At 43.5% G+C, this 17,031-nt stretch carries 12 protein-coding genes; 5 read left to right on the top strand and 7 right to left on the bottom strand.

All coding sequences use genetic code 11. The features are described 5' to 3' along the window. Positions 1 to 168 precede the first annotated feature (168 nt). Positions 169 to 471, bottom strand: a complete 303-nt coding sequence (locus tag RDO37_RS08775) for a cell division protein ZapA (RefSeq protein ID WP_027939406.1) — start codon at positions 469 to 471, stop codon at positions 169 to 171. An 883-nt stretch (positions 472 to 1,354) separates the two neighbouring features. Here RDO37_RS08775 and rluB point away from each other — a divergent pair. Further along, positions 1,355 to 2,671 (top strand): 23S rRNA pseudouridine(2605) synthase RluB, encoded by a 1,317-nt coding sequence (rluB, locus tag RDO37_RS08770; protein ID WP_308498813.1) that lies wholly within the window; start codon positions 1,355 to 1,357, stop codon positions 2,669 to 2,671. Positions 2,672 to 3,443: 772 nt separating this feature from the next. Next, positions 3,444 to 5,204 carry a transporter associated domain-containing protein gene (locus tag RDO37_RS08765; RefSeq protein ID WP_308498812.1) on the top strand — a complete coding sequence of 587 codons (1,761 nt, stop codon included), beginning with the start codon at positions 3,444 to 3,446 and terminating at the stop codon, positions 5,202 to 5,204. 494 nt (positions 5,205 to 5,698) lie between these two features. Here the strand turns inward: RDO37_RS08765 and uxaC are convergent, their stop codons facing one another. From uxaC to RDO37_RS08740, 5 genes are all read right to left on the bottom strand, one after another. Further along, positions 5,699 to 7,105: a glucuronate isomerase gene (gene uxaC, locus RDO37_RS08760; protein ID WP_308498811.1), complete on the bottom strand. Its 1,407-nt coding sequence runs from the start codon at positions 7,103 to 7,105 to the stop codon at positions 5,699 to 5,701. Between the two features lie 526 nt (positions 7,106 to 7,631). Next, complete coding sequence (locus tag RDO37_RS08755; RefSeq protein WP_308498810.1) at positions 7,632 to 8,945, bottom strand: TRAP transporter large permease; 1,314 nt, start codon at positions 8,943 to 8,945, stop codon at positions 7,632 to 7,634. A 10-nt stretch (positions 8,946 to 8,955) separates the two neighbouring features. After that, positions 8,956 to 9,468: a TRAP transporter small permease gene (locus RDO37_RS08750; protein ID WP_044121513.1), complete on the bottom strand. Its 513-nt coding sequence runs from the start codon at positions 9,466 to 9,468 to the stop codon at positions 8,956 to 8,958. Positions 9,469 to 9,790: 322 nt separating this feature from the next. Next, entirely contained in the window at positions 9,791 to 10,789 is a 999-nt protein-coding gene (locus RDO37_RS08745) for a TRAP transporter substrate-binding protein (protein WP_308498809.1), read from the bottom strand. Positions 10,790 to 12,163: 1,374 nt separating this feature from the next. After that, complete coding sequence (locus RDO37_RS08740) at positions 12,164 to 12,925, bottom strand: hypothetical protein (protein ID WP_308498808.1); 762 nt, start codon at positions 12,923 to 12,925, stop codon at positions 12,164 to 12,166. Positions 12,926 to 13,501: 576 nt separating this feature from the next. Between RDO37_RS08740 and RDO37_RS08735 the strand changes: the two genes are divergently transcribed. Next, a complete protein-coding gene (locus tag RDO37_RS08735; protein WP_052338918.1) occupies positions 13,502 to 14,053 on the top strand; it encodes a YceD family protein in 552 nt (183 codons plus the stop codon). A gap of 971 nt (positions 14,054 to 15,024) precedes the next feature. Continuing rightward, positions 15,025 to 15,195, top strand: coding sequence for a 50S ribosomal protein L32 (rpmF, locus tag RDO37_RS08730; RefSeq protein ID WP_027939400.1), 171 nt, complete (start codon positions 15,025 to 15,027; stop codon positions 15,193 to 15,195). Positions 15,196 to 15,202: 7 nt separating this feature from the next. Here the strand turns inward: rpmF and RDO37_RS08725 are convergent, their stop codons facing one another. After that, complete coding sequence (locus tag RDO37_RS08725; RefSeq protein WP_308498807.1) at positions 15,203 to 15,493, bottom strand: hypothetical protein; 291 nt, start codon at positions 15,491 to 15,493, stop codon at positions 15,203 to 15,205. 287 nt (positions 15,494 to 15,780) lie between these two features. On the opposite strand from RDO37_RS08725, the gene RDO37_RS08720 reads away from it, so the two are divergent. After that, entirely contained in the window at positions 15,781 to 16,830 is a 1,050-nt protein-coding gene (locus RDO37_RS08720; RefSeq protein WP_308498806.1) for a hypothetical protein, read from the top strand. Positions 16,831 to 17,031 lie beyond the last annotated feature (201 nt).

The following is a 17,031-nucleotide window of genomic DNA, read 5'->3' as shown; positions in this document are numbered from 1 at the left end:
GATCTTGGCTAAGTAAGCATTATGGCCTAAGAAGGTTACTTGGTAGCGCTATTAGCGTGTCGCTATATGATGCGTGAGATCTTGAGATGGGGCGTACTATCTTTTATGCGGGGAGACTGCCTCACTATTGAGGCAGGAGAGGTGTGGCCAATTAGCTTGGCCTTAATGCTACTGATCTGCGTCGATATTGTTGAGATTGCGCTTGATGCGGTGAATGAGCGCCATAGCCTGCTCCTGGAAAGGAGTAGAGGTGTCTAAGTAGCGCTGCAGCTGGCTTTGGCTTTCAATAGCTGCAATGATAGCCGCTTGCTGTGGGGTCAGACTTGGATTATCACGCAGAATCTTAGCGGTGATTTCCTGAGTCTTGCCTACAGCTCGTTGTAGTGATGCTGCCTGACTTTTATGGCAGCGCAGGGCGAAACTTTCACCTAGAAGTGAGACTGTAACGGTCTTGATATCATCCTGATTCATAACTCTTTGATCCGATTCGTTCTTACAGTCCTGCAAGAGGCAATCTTAATTGTTCACGTGGATCTCTAACCAAAACGTTAGTATCCGTCGTGCTTAGATTGCTGTGCAGAGTATCGTAATGCTGTTGCCACATCGTACTCAAGACAAATCCTTTGTCTTAAATATGAGTCTAAGGGCACAAGGAATATAGTTTATTTGCGTTTCTAGCCTAAGCTTCATGGGTAGTTCTTTTCAAAGCCATGTAGTTATTAGGCTTTGTAAGCTTTAAGCTTTGGCTCAGATTGATCACGTTTAGTTGCACAAAACGTAGCAAACGCACAGTATTATGCTCTATTGTACCAATATTTTCGCTCGATGCGATTTTTATGGTAATGGTATGGCATAATGTTGAGCTTATTACACCTCATTATCATACTCATAGAATGCATGCAAAAGCGATTTGTATGCACCATTCAGTGCCTTGTACACACTATGCTTATCGCATAGTGCGATATTGTTTCTCATGGCATGCTGCATTATTCAGGGGCATGGTTAATAACGCAAGCTCTCAGAACCATTCTATGGGTATCAGTTTAGCTTACATTGTTGCTTATGCAACATAACTAAGATCACATCTTGCAGTTTACGAGCATCACAAGGCAATTTTGTAGATGCTACGAGCAAGGCTAATGAGTAATTTACTGCTCAGTGTCGTGTTCTAGTCGTAAGCTTAGTTTGCTAAATACTTATCACGAGCTTTTGAACTTTAAGTATTTTCTTAAGGCGGTATTTTCTCGATAAGTATATGTATTCTCAAAGCGGTTATGAAGTTCTATGCTGCTTTTATTAGCAAACATCGAGGTTTTATTCATAATGCACATTACTCAAGAAGGGATTCTTTAAGATGCAGAAAAGGGCAGGTATGGAGCGTTCTTTTAAAGGCGGACATGATGGCTTTAAAGGCGGCAGATCTCAAGGTCAACGTCGTATGAGCGATGGTCCAGCACGTTCCTCCCGCGACGATCGCAAGGGCTTAAGCTTTGACGGTCGCACACGTTCAAATAACCAAGGCCGTGCTTTTGCTGAGCAAAAGACTTTAAAGCGTGCCGAGGCTGCTAAGCGTAATGTAAAAGCTGCAGTAAATGCAGCAGTTAAAGGCAAGAGTGAAGAGCGTGTTAGCGGTGTAAAACTGCACAAATTACTCGCCAATGCTGGTATCGGCTCTCGTCGTTTCTTAGAGAGCATGATTGAGTCTGGTCGTGTAGAGGTTAACGGCAAGAAGGTAAACTTAGGTTTCCGTACTGAGGATGAAGACATCACCGTTAAGATTGACGGCCGTATTGTTTATTCTCCAAAGACTCGTAAGCTTGAGAATCGCTGCCTCATGTACTACAAGCCAGAAGGCGAGATCTCATCTTTATCCGATCCACAAAATCGCCCAACCGTTTTCGATCACTTACCTCGACTTGAGATTGGTAAGTGGATTAACGTTGGCCGCTTAGACTTAAATACCTCCGGTTTGCTTTTATTTACCACTGACGGTGATCTTGCCCATGCGCTGATGCACCCACGCTATGGTATTGAGCGTGTCTACGCCGTTCGTGTTTATGGTGACGTAACTGAAGAGCAGTTAGAGCAGCTGCGTGAAGGCGTGTTACTTGAAGATGGTATCGGCAAGTTTGATGCTATCGAGTACCGTGGTGGTGACAATCGTAACCACTGGTTCCATGTATCCTTACGTGAAGGCCGTAACCGCGAAGTACGTCGTCTGTGGGAAGCAGTTGGTCTGCAGGTTAGCCGTCTGATTCGTATTTCCTATGCAGGCTTCGATCTTGACCCACGTATGAAGTCAGGTCAGTACCGTGAGCTTACTTTAGCAGAGGTTAACAAGCTTCGTTCTAAGGCTCAGTTAGCTGCATTAAAGCCTGAAGAGTATGCAACTACTCCACTGCGTATCTCTGCATCTTTAAACCGTCAGCGTAAGAATGTTTCTGCTAAGCCAAAGGCACAAGTTGACAATGGTGCATCTGCAAGCAATGCACGTGAAGGCGATATGCGCGTAGGTAAGAGCTATGGTCGTGGCCGTGATGTGAAGGGTAAGTCTTTTAAGCTTAGCTACAGCTCAGACAAGCGTTCAGGCTCATCTCGTGAACAGGGTCGTAAGGGCGCAGCTTCAGCACGTGCTGGCAAATCATTTACTCGTGGTCGCTCCGGCCGCTAAAGTTATTTAAGCCTAAAAGCGCAAGCTCAAGGCTCATTTTAATTAAGGATGAGGCAGCTAATGTCTCATCCTTTACTTTTATCCAAAGCTAGTACTTAGGCTAAGCATATGGACAGGGCGAGTTAAGGCGTCCATGTCTGTACATGGAAAGTCATTGTTGCTTAGGCTATTGGCAGGGCGGCTTGAGGCTGTCTATGTCTGTACATGGAAAGTTATTGTTGCTTAGGCCATGGGCAGGGCAGCTTTAGGCTGTCCATGACTAGACATGGCGACTTAAGAGTATGTTATGTATGGTCTTGATACTTATTGGGACTGTGTTTGTTTAGCTTTGGTCTATGTTATGAATAGTGCAAAACTAATAGTCATACTTACGTTTTTTGTGCGAGAGCTTAGATAAGTCGGTTAGCATACTTGGATTGCTAAGCAGATTTGAGTACTATCATACTTTTAGCCTAATTTAAGGCTGAGACAAAAATCATATACTTGCTACATATAGATCTCAAGCTACGCTTGTGGTTAAAGAGCTGCTTTGTAAGTGATCTTTATAAGCCATTATTGATGGTGTACTTGGAGATTACATGTGACAAAGAGGCTCGTGTAGTTTTAATTTTTTTCATGGAATCTTGTTTTGCAGGTAACTACTCTTTTTTAGAGAGTGGGATCTGCATTTGGCTAAAGCTTAGATCAAGGCATTTTGCTTGGCACTTGGTGCAAGTATAGTGTCTACTCTTGTAAAGGCCGTTTTTTTAATTGTAAGTAAGGTAAAAATATTATGGATCCCACGGCAGTGCATCAAGTCATGTTCGATATGGCTTGGGTGTCTGATCCTACAGCATGGTTAGGTCTTGCTACCTTGGTGGTTATCGAGATTGTTCTTGGTATCGATAACTTGGTGTTCATTGCGATTCTTTCAGCCAAGCTGCCAGAAAAGCAGCGCGATATGGCCCGCTATATTGGTTTAGCAGGTGCGCTGGCTATTCGTCTGGTCTTACTTGCAAGTATCTCGCTTGTGGTCAATATGGTTGAACCTCTGTTCTACATCGGTTCAAAAGGTATCACAGGTCGAGATCTCATCTTAATGGTAGGTGGTGTCTTCCTCTTATATAAAGCCGTGCATGAGTTGCATTCTAAACTTGAGGGCTTTGATGAGGAATTGTCAGTATCTAAGGCTGCTGGTTCTGCTATGTATTTGGTAATCCTGCAGATTATGGTACTTGATGCCGTCTTCTCCATCGACTCTATCATTACTGCAGTAGGTATGGTTGATCACGTCTTCATCATGATGTTTGCTGTGATCATCGCTATGACTGTAATGACCTTAGCATCGCGCTTCATTACTGAGTTCGTGGCTCATCACCCAACCTTAGTTATTCTGTGCTTAGGCTTCTTACTCTTAATCGGCTTTAGCTTGATTGTTGAGGCCTTAGGCTTCCATGTACCGAAGGGCTACCTCTATGCAGCTATTGGCTTCTCCATCTTAATGGAGATCTTCAATCAGATTGCTCGTAAGAATACCTTAAAGCTCGGTGAGACAGGTGGCAAGGTTGGTCTGCAAAGCCGTGAAGTAGCTGCTAACTTAGTACTTAGACTCTTAGGTTCTAATCAAAATCAGGTTCATACCTTAAAAGAGGCTATCGTATCGGGTACAGGCTCTCAAGTGTTCAACAACACTGAAAAAGAGATGGTATCTCGTGTTCTGCAGCTAAGCTCCTTACCTGTTAAGGCTGTGATGACTGCCCGTACTGATGTAAATCAGGTTGATATCTCTGAGAGCATGGAAGAGATCTTAACTGACATTAAGGACAATCGTTCTTCTCGTTTAGTTGCTTACAAAGACTCTCAGCGTGAGGTTCCGCTTGGCTATATCAAGCGTGATGAGATCCTCACTGTTAAGATGAGTATCGACAACGGTAAGATCGAGCTGCCAAACAATCCTAATGCTACAGATAGTGCTAAGGAAGCAGGAAAGAAAGTTGCAGCTTTAATTGGCGAGAATAAACAAGCAGAGATTAGCTCTGAGCTCTTACTTGAGTGCCAGGTGCGTACACCTCTGTATCTGCCGGAAACTGTCTCAGTGATTAAGGCTTTAGAAGAGTTCCGTAAGTCTAAGAAGAACTTTGCATTTGTCTTTGATGAGTTTGGTAACTTTGAGGGTATCGTTACCTTACATGACATCATGGAAGAGATTGCAGGTGAGCTGCCAGATCAGACTGAAGTTCCTGAGTTAGTACGTGTTGGCCCAGGCACCTTCCGTATTGAGGGTAATGCCATCTTAAAGGATATCTCTCGTTTAACTGGCTTTACTGTTCCAGCCTCCGAAAGCTATCACACCATTGCAGGCTTCATTCTTGATTACCTGCAGCGTGTACCTCAAGCTGGCGAAGTGATCTCCATGACTAAGTGGAAGCTCGATATCTTAAAGGTTGAAGAGAACACCATTGAGTCAGTTATGCTAACTAATATTGTAAAGGCTAAGGAAGGCGAAAAGGCCAAGACCAAGACTACAACTCCTGGTGTAACTAACGCCGAATAAGCGTTAACTCACCTTAAGCTTTTGCACAAGGCCATGGGATAAAACCCATGGCCTTTTGTTATTTTTGGAGGCAACAAATTAAGTACCACCAGCCTCATGCTCAAACCTCATCGCATATGTCAAGTTTATCTGTACTTGGCCTTTGTATTTGAGTAGCTGCAAACGAAGCTTGTGAGTTTAGACTCTATGCGTGGTTCTCTGTTTTAGGTGAGCCATAGTGGCACTAATAGTGGCGTTTAAGCGGCACTGCTCGTATGGGCGGCATTGCTTGTATGGATGGCTAGATGGGAGAGCCGGTCTTATAGACTGATGGTAGCGACGTGGTGGGGTGAAAAAAGAAAGGCAGCTATACAGCTGCCTTTGAGTAGCACCAGCGCGTACGCGCCAAAACTTGAGGTTTTTGTTTATGCTTTTAATCTAGCGCTCCATGTTAATTTTTACTTCATTGAACATCCATGTGCGGGCGCTAGATGGACATGTATAAGTGCTCTAACTTAGACGTTGAAGTTAAAGTAGCGGTTAGTGTTGTTAAAGGAGATATCCTCAACAATCTTGCCTAAGAACTCCATATCCTTTGGATACATGCCATTTTCAACCAAGTTGCCGATTAAGTTACACATAATGCGGCGGAAGTATTCATGGCGGGTGTAGGAGAGGAATGATCTTGAGTCAGTGAGCATGCCTACGAAATTGCCAAGTACAGACAGTGAGGCAAGCGAGGTCATCTGATCTACCATGCCATGATAGGTATCATTAAACCACCATGCAGAACCTTGCTGGATCTTGCCTTGAGCCTCAGGGCCTTGGAAAGAGCCGATAGCAGAACCAATCGCAGCATTGTCAGATGGGTTTAAGGAATACCAAATCATCTTAGGCAGTGAATCACGCTCTAAGAGTGCATTCATCATGGTGGTGATGCCACGAGCACAGGCACGATTGTCGATGCAGTCAAAGCCGGTGTCAGCACCTAAGGTTTGGAACATGCGGCTGTTAGGATCACGGATAGCGCCGTAGTGCATCTGCATGACCCAACCGTACTTGGTGTAGCCCTTAGCCATATGGATTAAAACCATGGTCTTGTAGGCTTCGATTTCCTCATCAGTTAAGGTCTCATTGTTTAAGCCCTTAACAAAGATCTTCTCTAAGGTTCCCTCATCCACAATGCGGCAGTAAGCGTAATCAAGACCGTGATCAGAGGCCTTACAGCCCATCTGATTGAAAAACTCCATACGCACGTCTAAAGCGTCAAAGAACTCAGCGCAGGTCTTAATGGTACGAGAAGTTAAAGAGGCAATGTGCTCTACGTAGTCCTTGAAGTTTTCCTTCTCGATCTTCATGGCCTTGTCTGGACGCCATGCAGGGAGCACCTTGGTCTCAAATGGAGTCTGAGCAATCTTTGCGTGCCACTCTAAAGAGTCACCTGGATCATCAGTAGTAGCGATTAACTTAACGTTGGAGCGCTTGATGATGGATTGCACACGGAACTCATCGGTAGCAAGCTTGCTATTACACTCTTCCCAGATTTCCTTGCAGGTCTTCTCGTTAAGTGGCTTATCAATGCCAAAATAACGCTGCAGCTCTAAGTGAGTCCAGTGGTACAGAGGGTTGCCAATAGCACGAGGCAGAGTCTTAGCAAACTGCTCGAACTTTTCAAAGTCGGTGCTGTCGCTGCCAGTAATGAGGCGCTCAGGTACGCCATTGGAGCGAATCATACGCCACTTGTAGTGATCGCCACCAAGCCATGCTTCAGTGATGTTCTTAAACTGATGGTTTAAAGCGATCTCAGCTGGGTTGATATGGCAGTGGTAATCGATTACCGGCATCTTACTCGCGTGATCATGGAATAACTCTTTAGCAGTTTCGGTCTGTAATAAGAAGTCCTTGTCCATAAATGGTTTCATGTGAACACCTCGACTAGGCCAAGCATTAACGCGCTTAGCTAGGAATAGTAATTTAGATGCGCCTATCGATAAGCCTTAGCCTAAGAGCCAAAACTAGATGGGGACAAGCATTAAGGCGGTGCCACAGCACAAGCTGTTGCCATGACCTAGGCCGTACTAAGAACAAAGCTGTTGCCATGCCTTAGTGTAGGCTAGCTTGCTTGACTCTAGTTTGGGCTGCTCAGATGCAGCTTTGATGGCTGGTATTTTGATCTTTAATGCTGACAGATTAGTCAGCAAACAGCTGTGCTCAAAGAGAATGATTTATCTTTTGAGTACAAGTGTTTGATGGCTATGGACAAAAGTATCTTTAGTTTATTGTAAGGCTGTGCAGCATAATGCTGTGCAGCCTTTTATGATGCAGCGAGGCGCTGCACCTTAATTATGTGCAGCTCCTAGGCTGCATCTTAACTATATGCAGCACCTTGGCTCCGTTTTAAGATGCTGCTGATTCTGGGCAGCATCTTTGGTTATGTGGGATAAATACTTACTTTAAGGTGGCATCGTAGCCAGCAAGCTCTGGAATGAAGCTTGAAACGGCTGGGAAGTAAGTACACAGCATGAGCACGGCCAAGATTACTGCATAGTATGGGAGCAGTGGCTTGATAACGCTCTCGATGGAGGTCTTAGCAACCTTAACACCAACGAATAAGATGTTGCCAACTGGTGGGGTGATAGTACCAATACAGAGGTTGAATACAATCACGATACCGAACTCAACAGGTGATAAACCGCACTGCATAGCAATTGGCAGGAAGATCGGGGTAAAGATCAGAATTGCTGGAGTGGTATCTAAGAAAGTGCCCACGAACAGTAAGAAGATATTAATGATGAGCAGAATAACAATCTTGTTAGAGGAAATACCGTTTAACAGATCGCCTACAGCAGCTGGGATATTCACAAAGGAAATAACCCAAGACATGATGGAAGATACGCCAATCAATAACACGATAATGCCGGTCATGATGGCAGATTCTGCGTAAATCTTCTTTAAGTCAGCAAAGGTAATGGAGCGGTAGAGGAATGACAAAATGAGTGAGTACACTACAGCTACCACAGCACCTTCGGTGGCGGTGAAAGCACCGTTAACGATACCGCCGATTACCACTACGATGAGAAGTAAGCTTGGCAGAGCATCAACAGTAATCTTCATAGCAAGAGGCAGAGTGATCTTCTGAGAGTCGCCCTTGTAGCCTAAACGCTTAGCTGCAATGCAACCTACGATCATACAGCCAAGTCCCCAGAGAATGCCAGGGACATAACCAGCTAAGAATAAGGCAGCTACAGAGGTACCGCCTGATACTAAGGAGTAGGTAATTAAAACGTTTGATGGTGGAATCAACAGGCCAGTAGGAGCTGATGCGATATTTACAGTGGCCATGTAGTTTTTAGAATAGCCTTCTTTTTCAGCAATTGGGCCAATGATAGTACCCATTGCAGAGGCAGCAGCTACACCAGAGCCAGAGATAGCACCGAACATCATATTAGCCATGGTGTTGGTGTGGGCAAAAGAACCTGGAGCCTTACCTACTAAAAGACGGGCAAAGTTCATCAGTCTTATCGCAATTCCTCCTCGATTCATGATATTGCCAGCGAGGATGAAGAATGGGATAGCGATAAGGGTGAATACGGAGATACCAGAGAAAGTACGCTGAGCGCCAGTCTGCAGCATCATATTAAAGTCCAGTGCAGCTGCACCAGCTAATACAGATGAAATGGCAATGGAAATACAGATTGGTACACCTAAGATGAGCAATCCTACGAGCACCAGAGCCATGGTTAAACCAACAGTAATAGTCATGATCCTCTCCTTACTCGTTCTCTTGCTCTACGCCATATGAAGCGAGATTAGGGTCCTTAAGCTTCTTAACCATATCAATCATGTTAAGAACACCGTAGATGAGAATGATGACACCAGATAATGGCAGTACTGCGTACATCAGACCCATGTTTACGCCTAAAGATGCGGTAAGCTGATTCATGTTTTCAGCAGCCATTACATAGCCGCCGTAAACTAATAACAGTGCAGCAGTAAGGATTACCAAGATCTCAGAGAACATGTCTAAGTAAACGCGCTTAGCACCAGTGAACTTGTTATAAACGAAAGCCATGGCAAGGTGACCACGCTGACCGAATACATAAGCTGCTGACAGAATTGAGAGCCAGGTGAAGCTATAAGTAATTAACTCCTCAGAAATAGTACTTGGAGAGTTAAAGAAGTAACGGGTGACGATCTGATAAGTACCGATGCAGGTCATTGCCATAAAGAGCAAGACGCAAAAGGACATAATGCACTTATCAAGAACTTTTCTAAGGACTTGCATAAGATGACTCCGTTAAACCGTGAACTTGAGTGCACTCATGGGCACAAAGAAAATTGTAAAATCAATGAAGCACTAGTTACGTGCACTGTGCATTTTGCGTAGTATGGCACACGCAAAACAATGTCCATAAAACCGTTTGTATATGCTGTTTGTATGGATTTGGTGATTTAATCTGTGCCGACAACGAAATACTTGTGTATATATCGTTGTGTAATTTGATGAGGCTTGTTTAGATGCACTCAAGAAGCTTATGTACTTGAGTGCGTCTTAAGACACAGCTTAAGAACAAGCTGTGCCGTTTTTTTTCAAAGATGGGCAAGTATTACTTGTTAGCTTCAGCGTTAGCAGCGGAAGCCTCGTCGTATAAAGCCTTGATCTCTGGAGTGTCCTTTAAGAGCTGCTCGTGCAGAGGTAAAACCTTGTTGCGGAACTCGTTAACATCAACCTCGATGAACTGAACGCCCATAGCAATAGCCTTTTCCTTGGCCTCAGCGATAGAGCCCTTCCATGCAGCGAACTCAGCTTCCTGGGCAGCCTTTGCAGCCTCATCAAATACTGCACGCTCTTCTGGGGATAACTTCTTTAAGAAAGCGTTAGAAGCAACTAATACGTCAGGACACATCTGGTGCATGTCGTAAGAGAAGTACTTGGTGATTTCACCGTGCTTCTGGTCAGTTAAAGCAAGCTCGTTGTTCTCAGCACCGTCGATAACAGACTGCTGCAGAGCAGAGTAAACTTCACCGAAGCTCATTGGGGTAGCTGCAGCACCGAAAGCCTGCATCATAGCTACGTTAACAGGGCCTGCCTGTACGCGGAACTTCTTGCCCTGTAAGTCAGCAACTGACTTAATTGGGGTCTTTGAGTAGAAGTTACGGGTACCAGCGGTGAAGGCTGCAACTGGAGCAAAGCCAGTCTTCTCGCTGTTTACAGATAACTTGCCTAAGATCTCAGGATCAGTAATGAACTTCTCGAATGCTTCTTCGGAGGTGAAGAGGTATGGAATTGAGAAGATGGAGAATAACTTGTCGAATGACTCAACGTTAGCGGTTGAAACAACCAGGTACTGAACAGAACCCTGCTTGATTAACTCTAAAACTTTCTCGTTAGCACCTAAGGTTGCATTAGGGAAGATCTGAACTTCAAACTTGTCGCCTAACTTCTTTTCAACAGTGTCCTTGAAAGCTACTGCACCGATGTGGTCTGGGTGAGTTTCAATCTGTGAGTGAGACAGACGTACAACTTGTTTGGACTCGCCACCGCAACCAGTCATTAACAGTGCACTAAGAGCTAAAGCAACAGCTGAACCTAAGATTTTCTTCATATTTACTACTCCATATCTACCTGAAAAAACTTTAAGTCTTTTTAGGTCGATACTTCCTCCGTACTTTAAATTAACCTCAAACCGTAAGCTTGAAAGCCTTGGCTTGTACGTCCTATTGTAGCGTCAAATGAAACTATAAGCCGTGATGTACTTGTTTAGTTGCATCAAGATTTTTGCTTCATGTGCAATTTCTACTTAACAGACCTTCAGTAGAACGCTACTTTTAAGCTCTCAGCCTACTGTTAACTCACAACTTAATTACTGCTTTGAAATTGCTAGAAAAAAGTTGAGTGAGATGTTCAGTTTAGTATATTTGCGTGAGTGCTTAAATTTGATTTAGGTGAAGGTGATTTATCATTATCTTTGATGTGATAATTTTGGTCACAAGAGTATTGTAAGACCATCTTATAAGAACACATAAATGCTTGATTTCAAAACGTTAACAACATCACAAAACAAGATATAAAAAGGGAAAACGCCAATCTTGGATACTAGTGTCCTAGTAGCCAATTGCTATGTTTAGTGTGTAAAAAATCACTATGCGCAACACTATGTTTTAATTGGATTTGGTAAATTTTCAGACCACTTTTTGTAAGTTTTTACTAACGTAAACTTGCTAACTGTAAGTAGCTAAAAACTTGCATGATTTCCTTAGCAAAAGATCGCTATCTACTCAGAAGATACTGCACGCCAATCGCCAGCTGTAATGCAGCCGCATTAATATCTAAAAACGCTTTGTTTCGCCATTGCTACGCTTTTTAGTATCAGCCCACAACTTAGTAAAAGATCACCACCTTATACAAAGCACATAAGCTAACTAGGCGTTTGTTTAGCTAAGATCTGATGCAATAAAACATGCTACATAAAGGCACTAACTCTGAAAGTGAATGGCGCTCATAAGAGCGATCTTCAAGAGGAGCCGATCTTGTTAGAAGCTAGATTGAATGATCAGCAGTTCTCAAGTGGATGTATAAGCTATTTAGGTTCTTATACGTGCATCGGACATGGCCAAATTTCAAGTGAAGTTTTAGGCCATGGCATCGGTTCAGAGCTAGGCTTGTTGTAATGGGTATAAAGATTCAGATATCGAGACTAGAGCACTTTGGTTCAAGTTTAGAGAAGCACGAGAAGCATGACTGCTTGATGGGGTAGTGGCAATAGCGCTCGCCTCGATAAGTGCTTTCTAATCAAGCTAGCCTGAAAAGAAATGACAGCTAGAATGATGGGCAGGCTAAAAGTAAGTACAGCTGTAGTTAAAGAGTGGCAACAAGCAAGGTGGGTCTTGGGAGGCTATAAGCTGCTGCAGCTAAATATGCATCTGCAGCAGCTTGATGTGAGGCCATGTGGCCAAGATGAGAATAGCTATGGGCTTTGTTATTTAGCTGCAGTCTTTTGAGGTGCTGGAGCCTTTGAGCAGTCCATGTAGTTAAGTGCTGCACGACCTGAGATAAACAGAGGGAAGTTGTTGTCGATCATACGGTCGATAAAGGTAAGCACATTGATAGTACAGCCTGGACGGATGGTGTTGCGGGTAGCCTTGTCATAGAAGACAGAGTCATCGATACGCAGATCCATAATGAAGGCCTCATTGGCTGAGGTCACAAAGAAACCATTGATGGTTGGATCAACACCAACGTGAGTTACTTGAACATCGGTAAAGATAACAGGCAGCTTCTTAAGCTCTGGTACATAGCCTCTTAAAGCATTTTGATTGAGCATCTCTAAAAGCTGCTTGAAAGAGACGTAGACACCAGCATCGGTTGAGTACTTAACTTTGTTGTTAAAGTAGATACGATCTTTGCCAGTATCAAAGTTTGCAATGGTCAGTACACCTAAAATCGGAGTATTGATCTTACCGGTAAGGCCAGCTGAGCCCTCTGGGAAGATTACGGTAGAGGACTGTGAGAGCTTTTCAAGGCGGTTTTTAGCCTGAACATCACCAGTAATTGCTGATCTAGTTGGAGCATCAAGCTCCTCACCAGCATCTAAAACTACCTGATTTACTGCAAAGTGCTCGGTCTTAAAGACAGTCTTAAGGTGGTATGCCTGAGCAGTAGTTGAAAAGGCAGTAAGGCCGATGAGAGCACTAGCTGCTACTAAAGAGCGCATAACAGTTGAAAGCTTATTTATCTTCATAAGAAATCCTTAATATCTACCCTGCATTCAGGCACAAGAGTTCGTGCGCCAAATTTCGACCCAACTACCTTAAATGAGCAAAGTGATATGCAATCAGGCGGTAGTTACAGTTACTAGATTGCGCTAAAAGCGGTGTAATAGCATCTTTAAGATACAACGCTTAAGAGCACAACAGCATTAAGTTAAGCATATGACAAAACATATGCGATACAGCAGCTAAGTATATGCATAAAGCATACTGACTTAAGTTAGATTCTAGCAAAGAGAGGGCTGTTAAAGTGTAGCGTGAGCAATCTTTGCATATCTGATAGCGTTAAAACCATTGTAGCGCCAGTATGATGCATTGCAAACAGCATATATTTGATTGTGAGATGGCCGTACTTATCTTAATTGAGCGCATTGTAAGTAAGGTTTACAGTGCTTTTGTGATTAAGCAAGAGACAAGAGCCTCTTCTTATGGAATAATGTCTTACATAGAGGCTTTATTAGATAAGCTTTGCTATACGTTCAGTATTTGCTGAATGTATAGCTAAGCTTACTTTTAGTCCTCCTTATCTTTAATTAAAGGACAGCTTAATGGAAAGTACCAACGTTGTATTGCCTAATGAGGTTGATCTCGATAAGTGCATTGCCCTGAACACCCAATTTAAGGGAGCACGTCTAGAGCTTAGCCAGCTTGAGCGCTTTAGCTCAGCATGTGACAAGGTGCAAGGCGACGTCCTGTGCTGTGTGTCCTTTGAAAATGACATCAATGGACTGCGTGTTGTCAAAGGTGAAGTGGAGGCAGATGTTATTCTCGTTTGCCAGCGCTGCGGCAATGAGTATGTACAGCACTTATCTTTTGACTTTGAGTTCACTCCAGATTACGAGCGTGCCAAGGCCTGCAATCTCGAAAATAAGTACGAGTTCATCGACTTTACTGAAGATGGCAAGCTTGATCTGTACAATTTGATTGAAGACGGTCTTCTCTTAGAAATCCCGTCCATCCCACGTCATGATGAGGATGATGAGAACTGCAGCCGTCACGGTAGTTCCTGGTCTTACGGCGAGCTTGATAAAGAAGCTAGCGTTAGCCCATTTGCCGCCTTAGCTGCATTAAAAGACTCTATGAGCAAAGACAAAAAGTAATGACCAACTCCCATGGGCAAGCCCATGGGGTTCATGCGTAACAAGGCACAAGAGCCCTGTTATTCATCCTTTCACGAGCCTCATTTGATGAGGCTCTATCGTCTAAGCACTATCCTTTCTAAATTCTAAGATCCCATCTTTCTTATCTTTAGCCTCTAACATCAGCTACCATAACAGCTGTCCACTTCTAGCTTCCTTAACTGCAGTTCATGTCTGCGAACCTGCTTATCTGTATTTTCTAAAGCTTGCTCTTAAAAAAAACTTGCTCTTAGCTTTTTTCAGTACGCTCATCAGCTGCAGCGTAGGCTTTTGCCTGCTTTGAATAGAGCTATCAGCTAAGCTACGTACATATAAATGTTAGGAACTATAGTGCAACTAAAATCAGTGATCTGTATTTATGGCACTTAACCTAGCTAATGTAGCTGTGGCAACCTTATACGTTGTGGGCCGTGATCCTGTTCTTGCTATGATCTTTGGTTTAGTAACAAGCTTAGCCTCTGATCTTTTTAGCTGTACCTTTATATGATCTTATCAGGCACAAAATGATCTTTAGCTTCGGCGATCTGAGTTTATTTGCGTGAGTTTAGTTGCGGTGATCTTGGCTAAATTGTGGTGATCTTGCGTGATCTTTTTTAGCTTTTTATAAGCTCAAAAAGCACTGGTGATGTATGGCCATTGTTAGCGCTAAATGGCTTAGTTATGGTGTTTGCTAAGATCTTTTGATCGGGCGCTGGAGGTGGGGGTTGCTGCGTTTTGTGAAATATATTTGTGGTGTAGATCAAGAATTGTTGAAAATTCCGCTGAAAGTGCCTATAATAGCGCGTCCGTGATCATGGCTTGGGAAAGTCTATTGGTCATGAGATTTTATTTTTTGATCAAAAAAAGCAGCTCAAAGCCTCATTTTGCAAAGGTTTAAACCTGTAATAGCAAGCGGCTGTTATGAGCAATGAAAGGTATTTTAGGAGACTATAATGGCCGTTCCACAGAACCACCAGTCCCGTTCACGTCGTGACAAGCGTCGTACTCACGATGCATTAACCGCTCGTCAGTTATCTGTAGATCCACAGACCGGCGAGACCCACATCCGTCACCACGTAACCGAGCAGGGTTTCTACCGTGGCAAGAAGGTTATCTTCAAGTAAGATTCCTTCAATAGCCTGAAAAGGCATGCTTTATAGCGCTAAAGCATAGCAGTTCAGACTGCACGACGGGGCTTGATGCCCCGTCTGTCGTTTTTGGGCTATCCATTTTCTTATCCCACCCCATCCGAGCTTCTTGCTTAAACTTCTGCCCTCCTGTCTTTTGGCAGTTCTTGCTTCTCAGTTTTGCCTTATCAAGCTCAAGCTCAAACAAAATCCCAATCCCAACCTCAAGTTCAAACACAATCTCAAGCTCATGCTCATGAGCAAACACAAGCGCAAATAAATCTTTATTTGCCATAGCTTTGCTGCTTCAAGGTATTAGGTTTTGCCTACTTGCTGGTGCTTAGACGTTAATTGATATTTGAGCAATTATGATATTTTCTTGCGTCTTTAAGTAAATACTTAATCAAAGTTGATAATTCATTTGCTAAGCTAAGTGCACCTAGCTTGGGGCTTTTAGCTGTGCTGATGGATCATGGTATAGGTATTAGCTTGCTTGCTTGCCTGCCTAAGCTTAAGGTGATTACTTAGATACGTAATGCTTGTAATAATGCAGCGTTTTCCTAGACGTGGATGGTTTCATTTATGTTCTTCAAAACAGACGACGATAGCAAAGCTCAGTCTTGCGTTGCCTTAGATGGTACTGGTGGCGATAACAAAGATACGCGTCATGTTGTTGATGCAGTGCGCTTTGCTCTTGCTATGTACCCAAGCTTATATCTCATCGTCTTTGGCAGCTCCGAGCTAGAGGAAAAGCTAAAACTAGCCATCAAGGAAACTAACCGTTACGAGTTTAGGTTGGCTGCTCAATGCATTACGCAAGATGAACCACCTCGCTCTGTGTTACTTAACTACAAAAACTCAGCCATGTATAAAGCTATGGAGTGTGTTAAGTCAGGTGAGGCTGGTGCTATGATCTCTGGTGGTGGAACAGGGCCTTTAGTAACGATTGCACGCCACCTTTTGGGGGTGCAAAAGCTTAATGACAAAGCTATTCGTCTAAAAGAGCGTTTAGGCTATGAGGGACGTGGTGGTAAAGTGCGTCCTTGTTTTGCTGCACGCATACCTGTGGGCAAGGGACGTTTTGCGCTGATGATGGATTTAGGCGCTAATGCTACTTGCTCTCCAGAAGATTTGTATGACTTTGCCAATCTTGGAAAAGCTTGCGCCTCGATTTCTTTGGAAATTAGCTCTCCACGTGTAGCTATCTTAAATATTGGAACCGAGCTTGGTAAAGGCAGTCCATTAGTACAAGATGCTAAGAGTATTTTAGAGCAAGACCGTTCAATAAACTTCACCGGATTTATTGAAGCTAATCGAATCTTTCGTAATGATGCCGATGTCATTATTACTGATGGCTTTACCGGTAACGTTGCTCTAAAGGCTGCCGAGGGTGTGGCTGATCTGTATTCTTCTTCCGGCGGCTTTAAGCGTTTCTTTAGCAAGATGTCACGACCTGATTGGCTCTTGCCATGGCAATACAATGGCTCAGTATTACTCGGCGTTAATGCTCCAGTTATCAAGTCTCATGGATCTGCAGGCAAGGAAGCTTTAGCTGTAGCGGTAGTTGAGGCTGCACGCGCTGCACAAAAGAATCTTAGTACTTCCATGGCTGATGCCTTAGCTAAAGGATAGAGAAAATTTATATATTGCAATTAGGATATGTGCGTTTTTAGTTACTGACATTGGGGAGTTGCCTAAGTAATTAAGAAACAGACTATTAATCGCATTCAATATGAAAATAGGATGCTCGAATAGTATGTATTTTAAGTATGTAATGGTAACGTTCTGCGCTCAAGCCTGCTTTTTAAGAGCTTAATAGCACTGAGCAGCTGG

It is taken from the genome of uncultured Anaerobiospirillum sp. (genome assembly GCF_902485895.1).
Taxonomy (GTDB): Bacteria; Pseudomonadota; Gammaproteobacteria; order Enterobacterales; family Succinivibrionaceae; genus Anaerobiospirillum; species Anaerobiospirillum succiniciproducens.
Note: the sequence above shows the minus strand (reverse complement) of the source record. Positions and strands in the feature narration are given on the sequence as shown.

Bases quoted from the DNA above. Each gene is read 5' to 3' on its own strand.
- RDO37_RS08775 (WP_027939406.1), bottom strand. From the start codon at position 471: ATGAATCAGGATGATATCAAGACCGTTACAGTCTCACTTCTAGGTGAA.
- rluB (WP_308498813.1), top strand. From the start codon at position 1,355: ATGCAGAAAAGGGCAGGTATGGAGCGTTCTTTTAAAGGCGGACATGAT.
- RDO37_RS08765 (WP_308498812.1), top strand. From the start codon at position 3,444: ATGGATCCCACGGCAGTGCATCAAGTCATGTTCGATATGGCTTGGGTG.
- uxaC (WP_308498811.1), bottom strand. From the start codon at position 7,105: ATGAAACCATTTATGGACAAGGACTTCTTATTACAGACCGAAACTGCT.
- RDO37_RS08755 (WP_308498810.1), bottom strand. From the start codon at position 8,945: ATGACTATTACTGTTGGTTTAACCATGGCTCTGGTGCTCGTAGGATTG.
- RDO37_RS08750 (WP_044121513.1), bottom strand. From the start codon at position 9,468: ATGCAAGTCCTTAGAAAAGTTCTTGATAAGTGCATTATGTCCTTTTGC.
- RDO37_RS08745 (WP_308498809.1), bottom strand. From the start codon at position 10,789: ATGAAGAAAATCTTAGGTTCAGCTGTTGCTTTAGCTCTTAGTGCACTG.
- RDO37_RS08740 (WP_308498808.1), bottom strand. From the start codon at position 12,925: ATGAAGATAAATAAGCTTTCAACTGTTATGCGCTCTTTAGTAGCAGCT.
- RDO37_RS08735 (WP_052338918.1), top strand. From the start codon at position 13,502: ATGGAAAGTACCAACGTTGTATTGCCTAATGAGGTTGATCTCGATAAG.
- rpmF (WP_027939400.1), top strand. From the start codon at position 15,025: ATGGCCGTTCCACAGAACCACCAGTCCCGTTCACGTCGTGACAAGCGT.
- RDO37_RS08725 (WP_308498807.1), bottom strand. From the start codon at position 15,493: ATGGCAAATAAAGATTTATTTGCGCTTGTGTTTGCTCATGAGCATGAG.
- RDO37_RS08720 (WP_308498806.1), top strand. From the start codon at position 15,781: ATGTTCTTCAAAACAGACGACGATAGCAAAGCTCAGTCTTGCGTTGCC.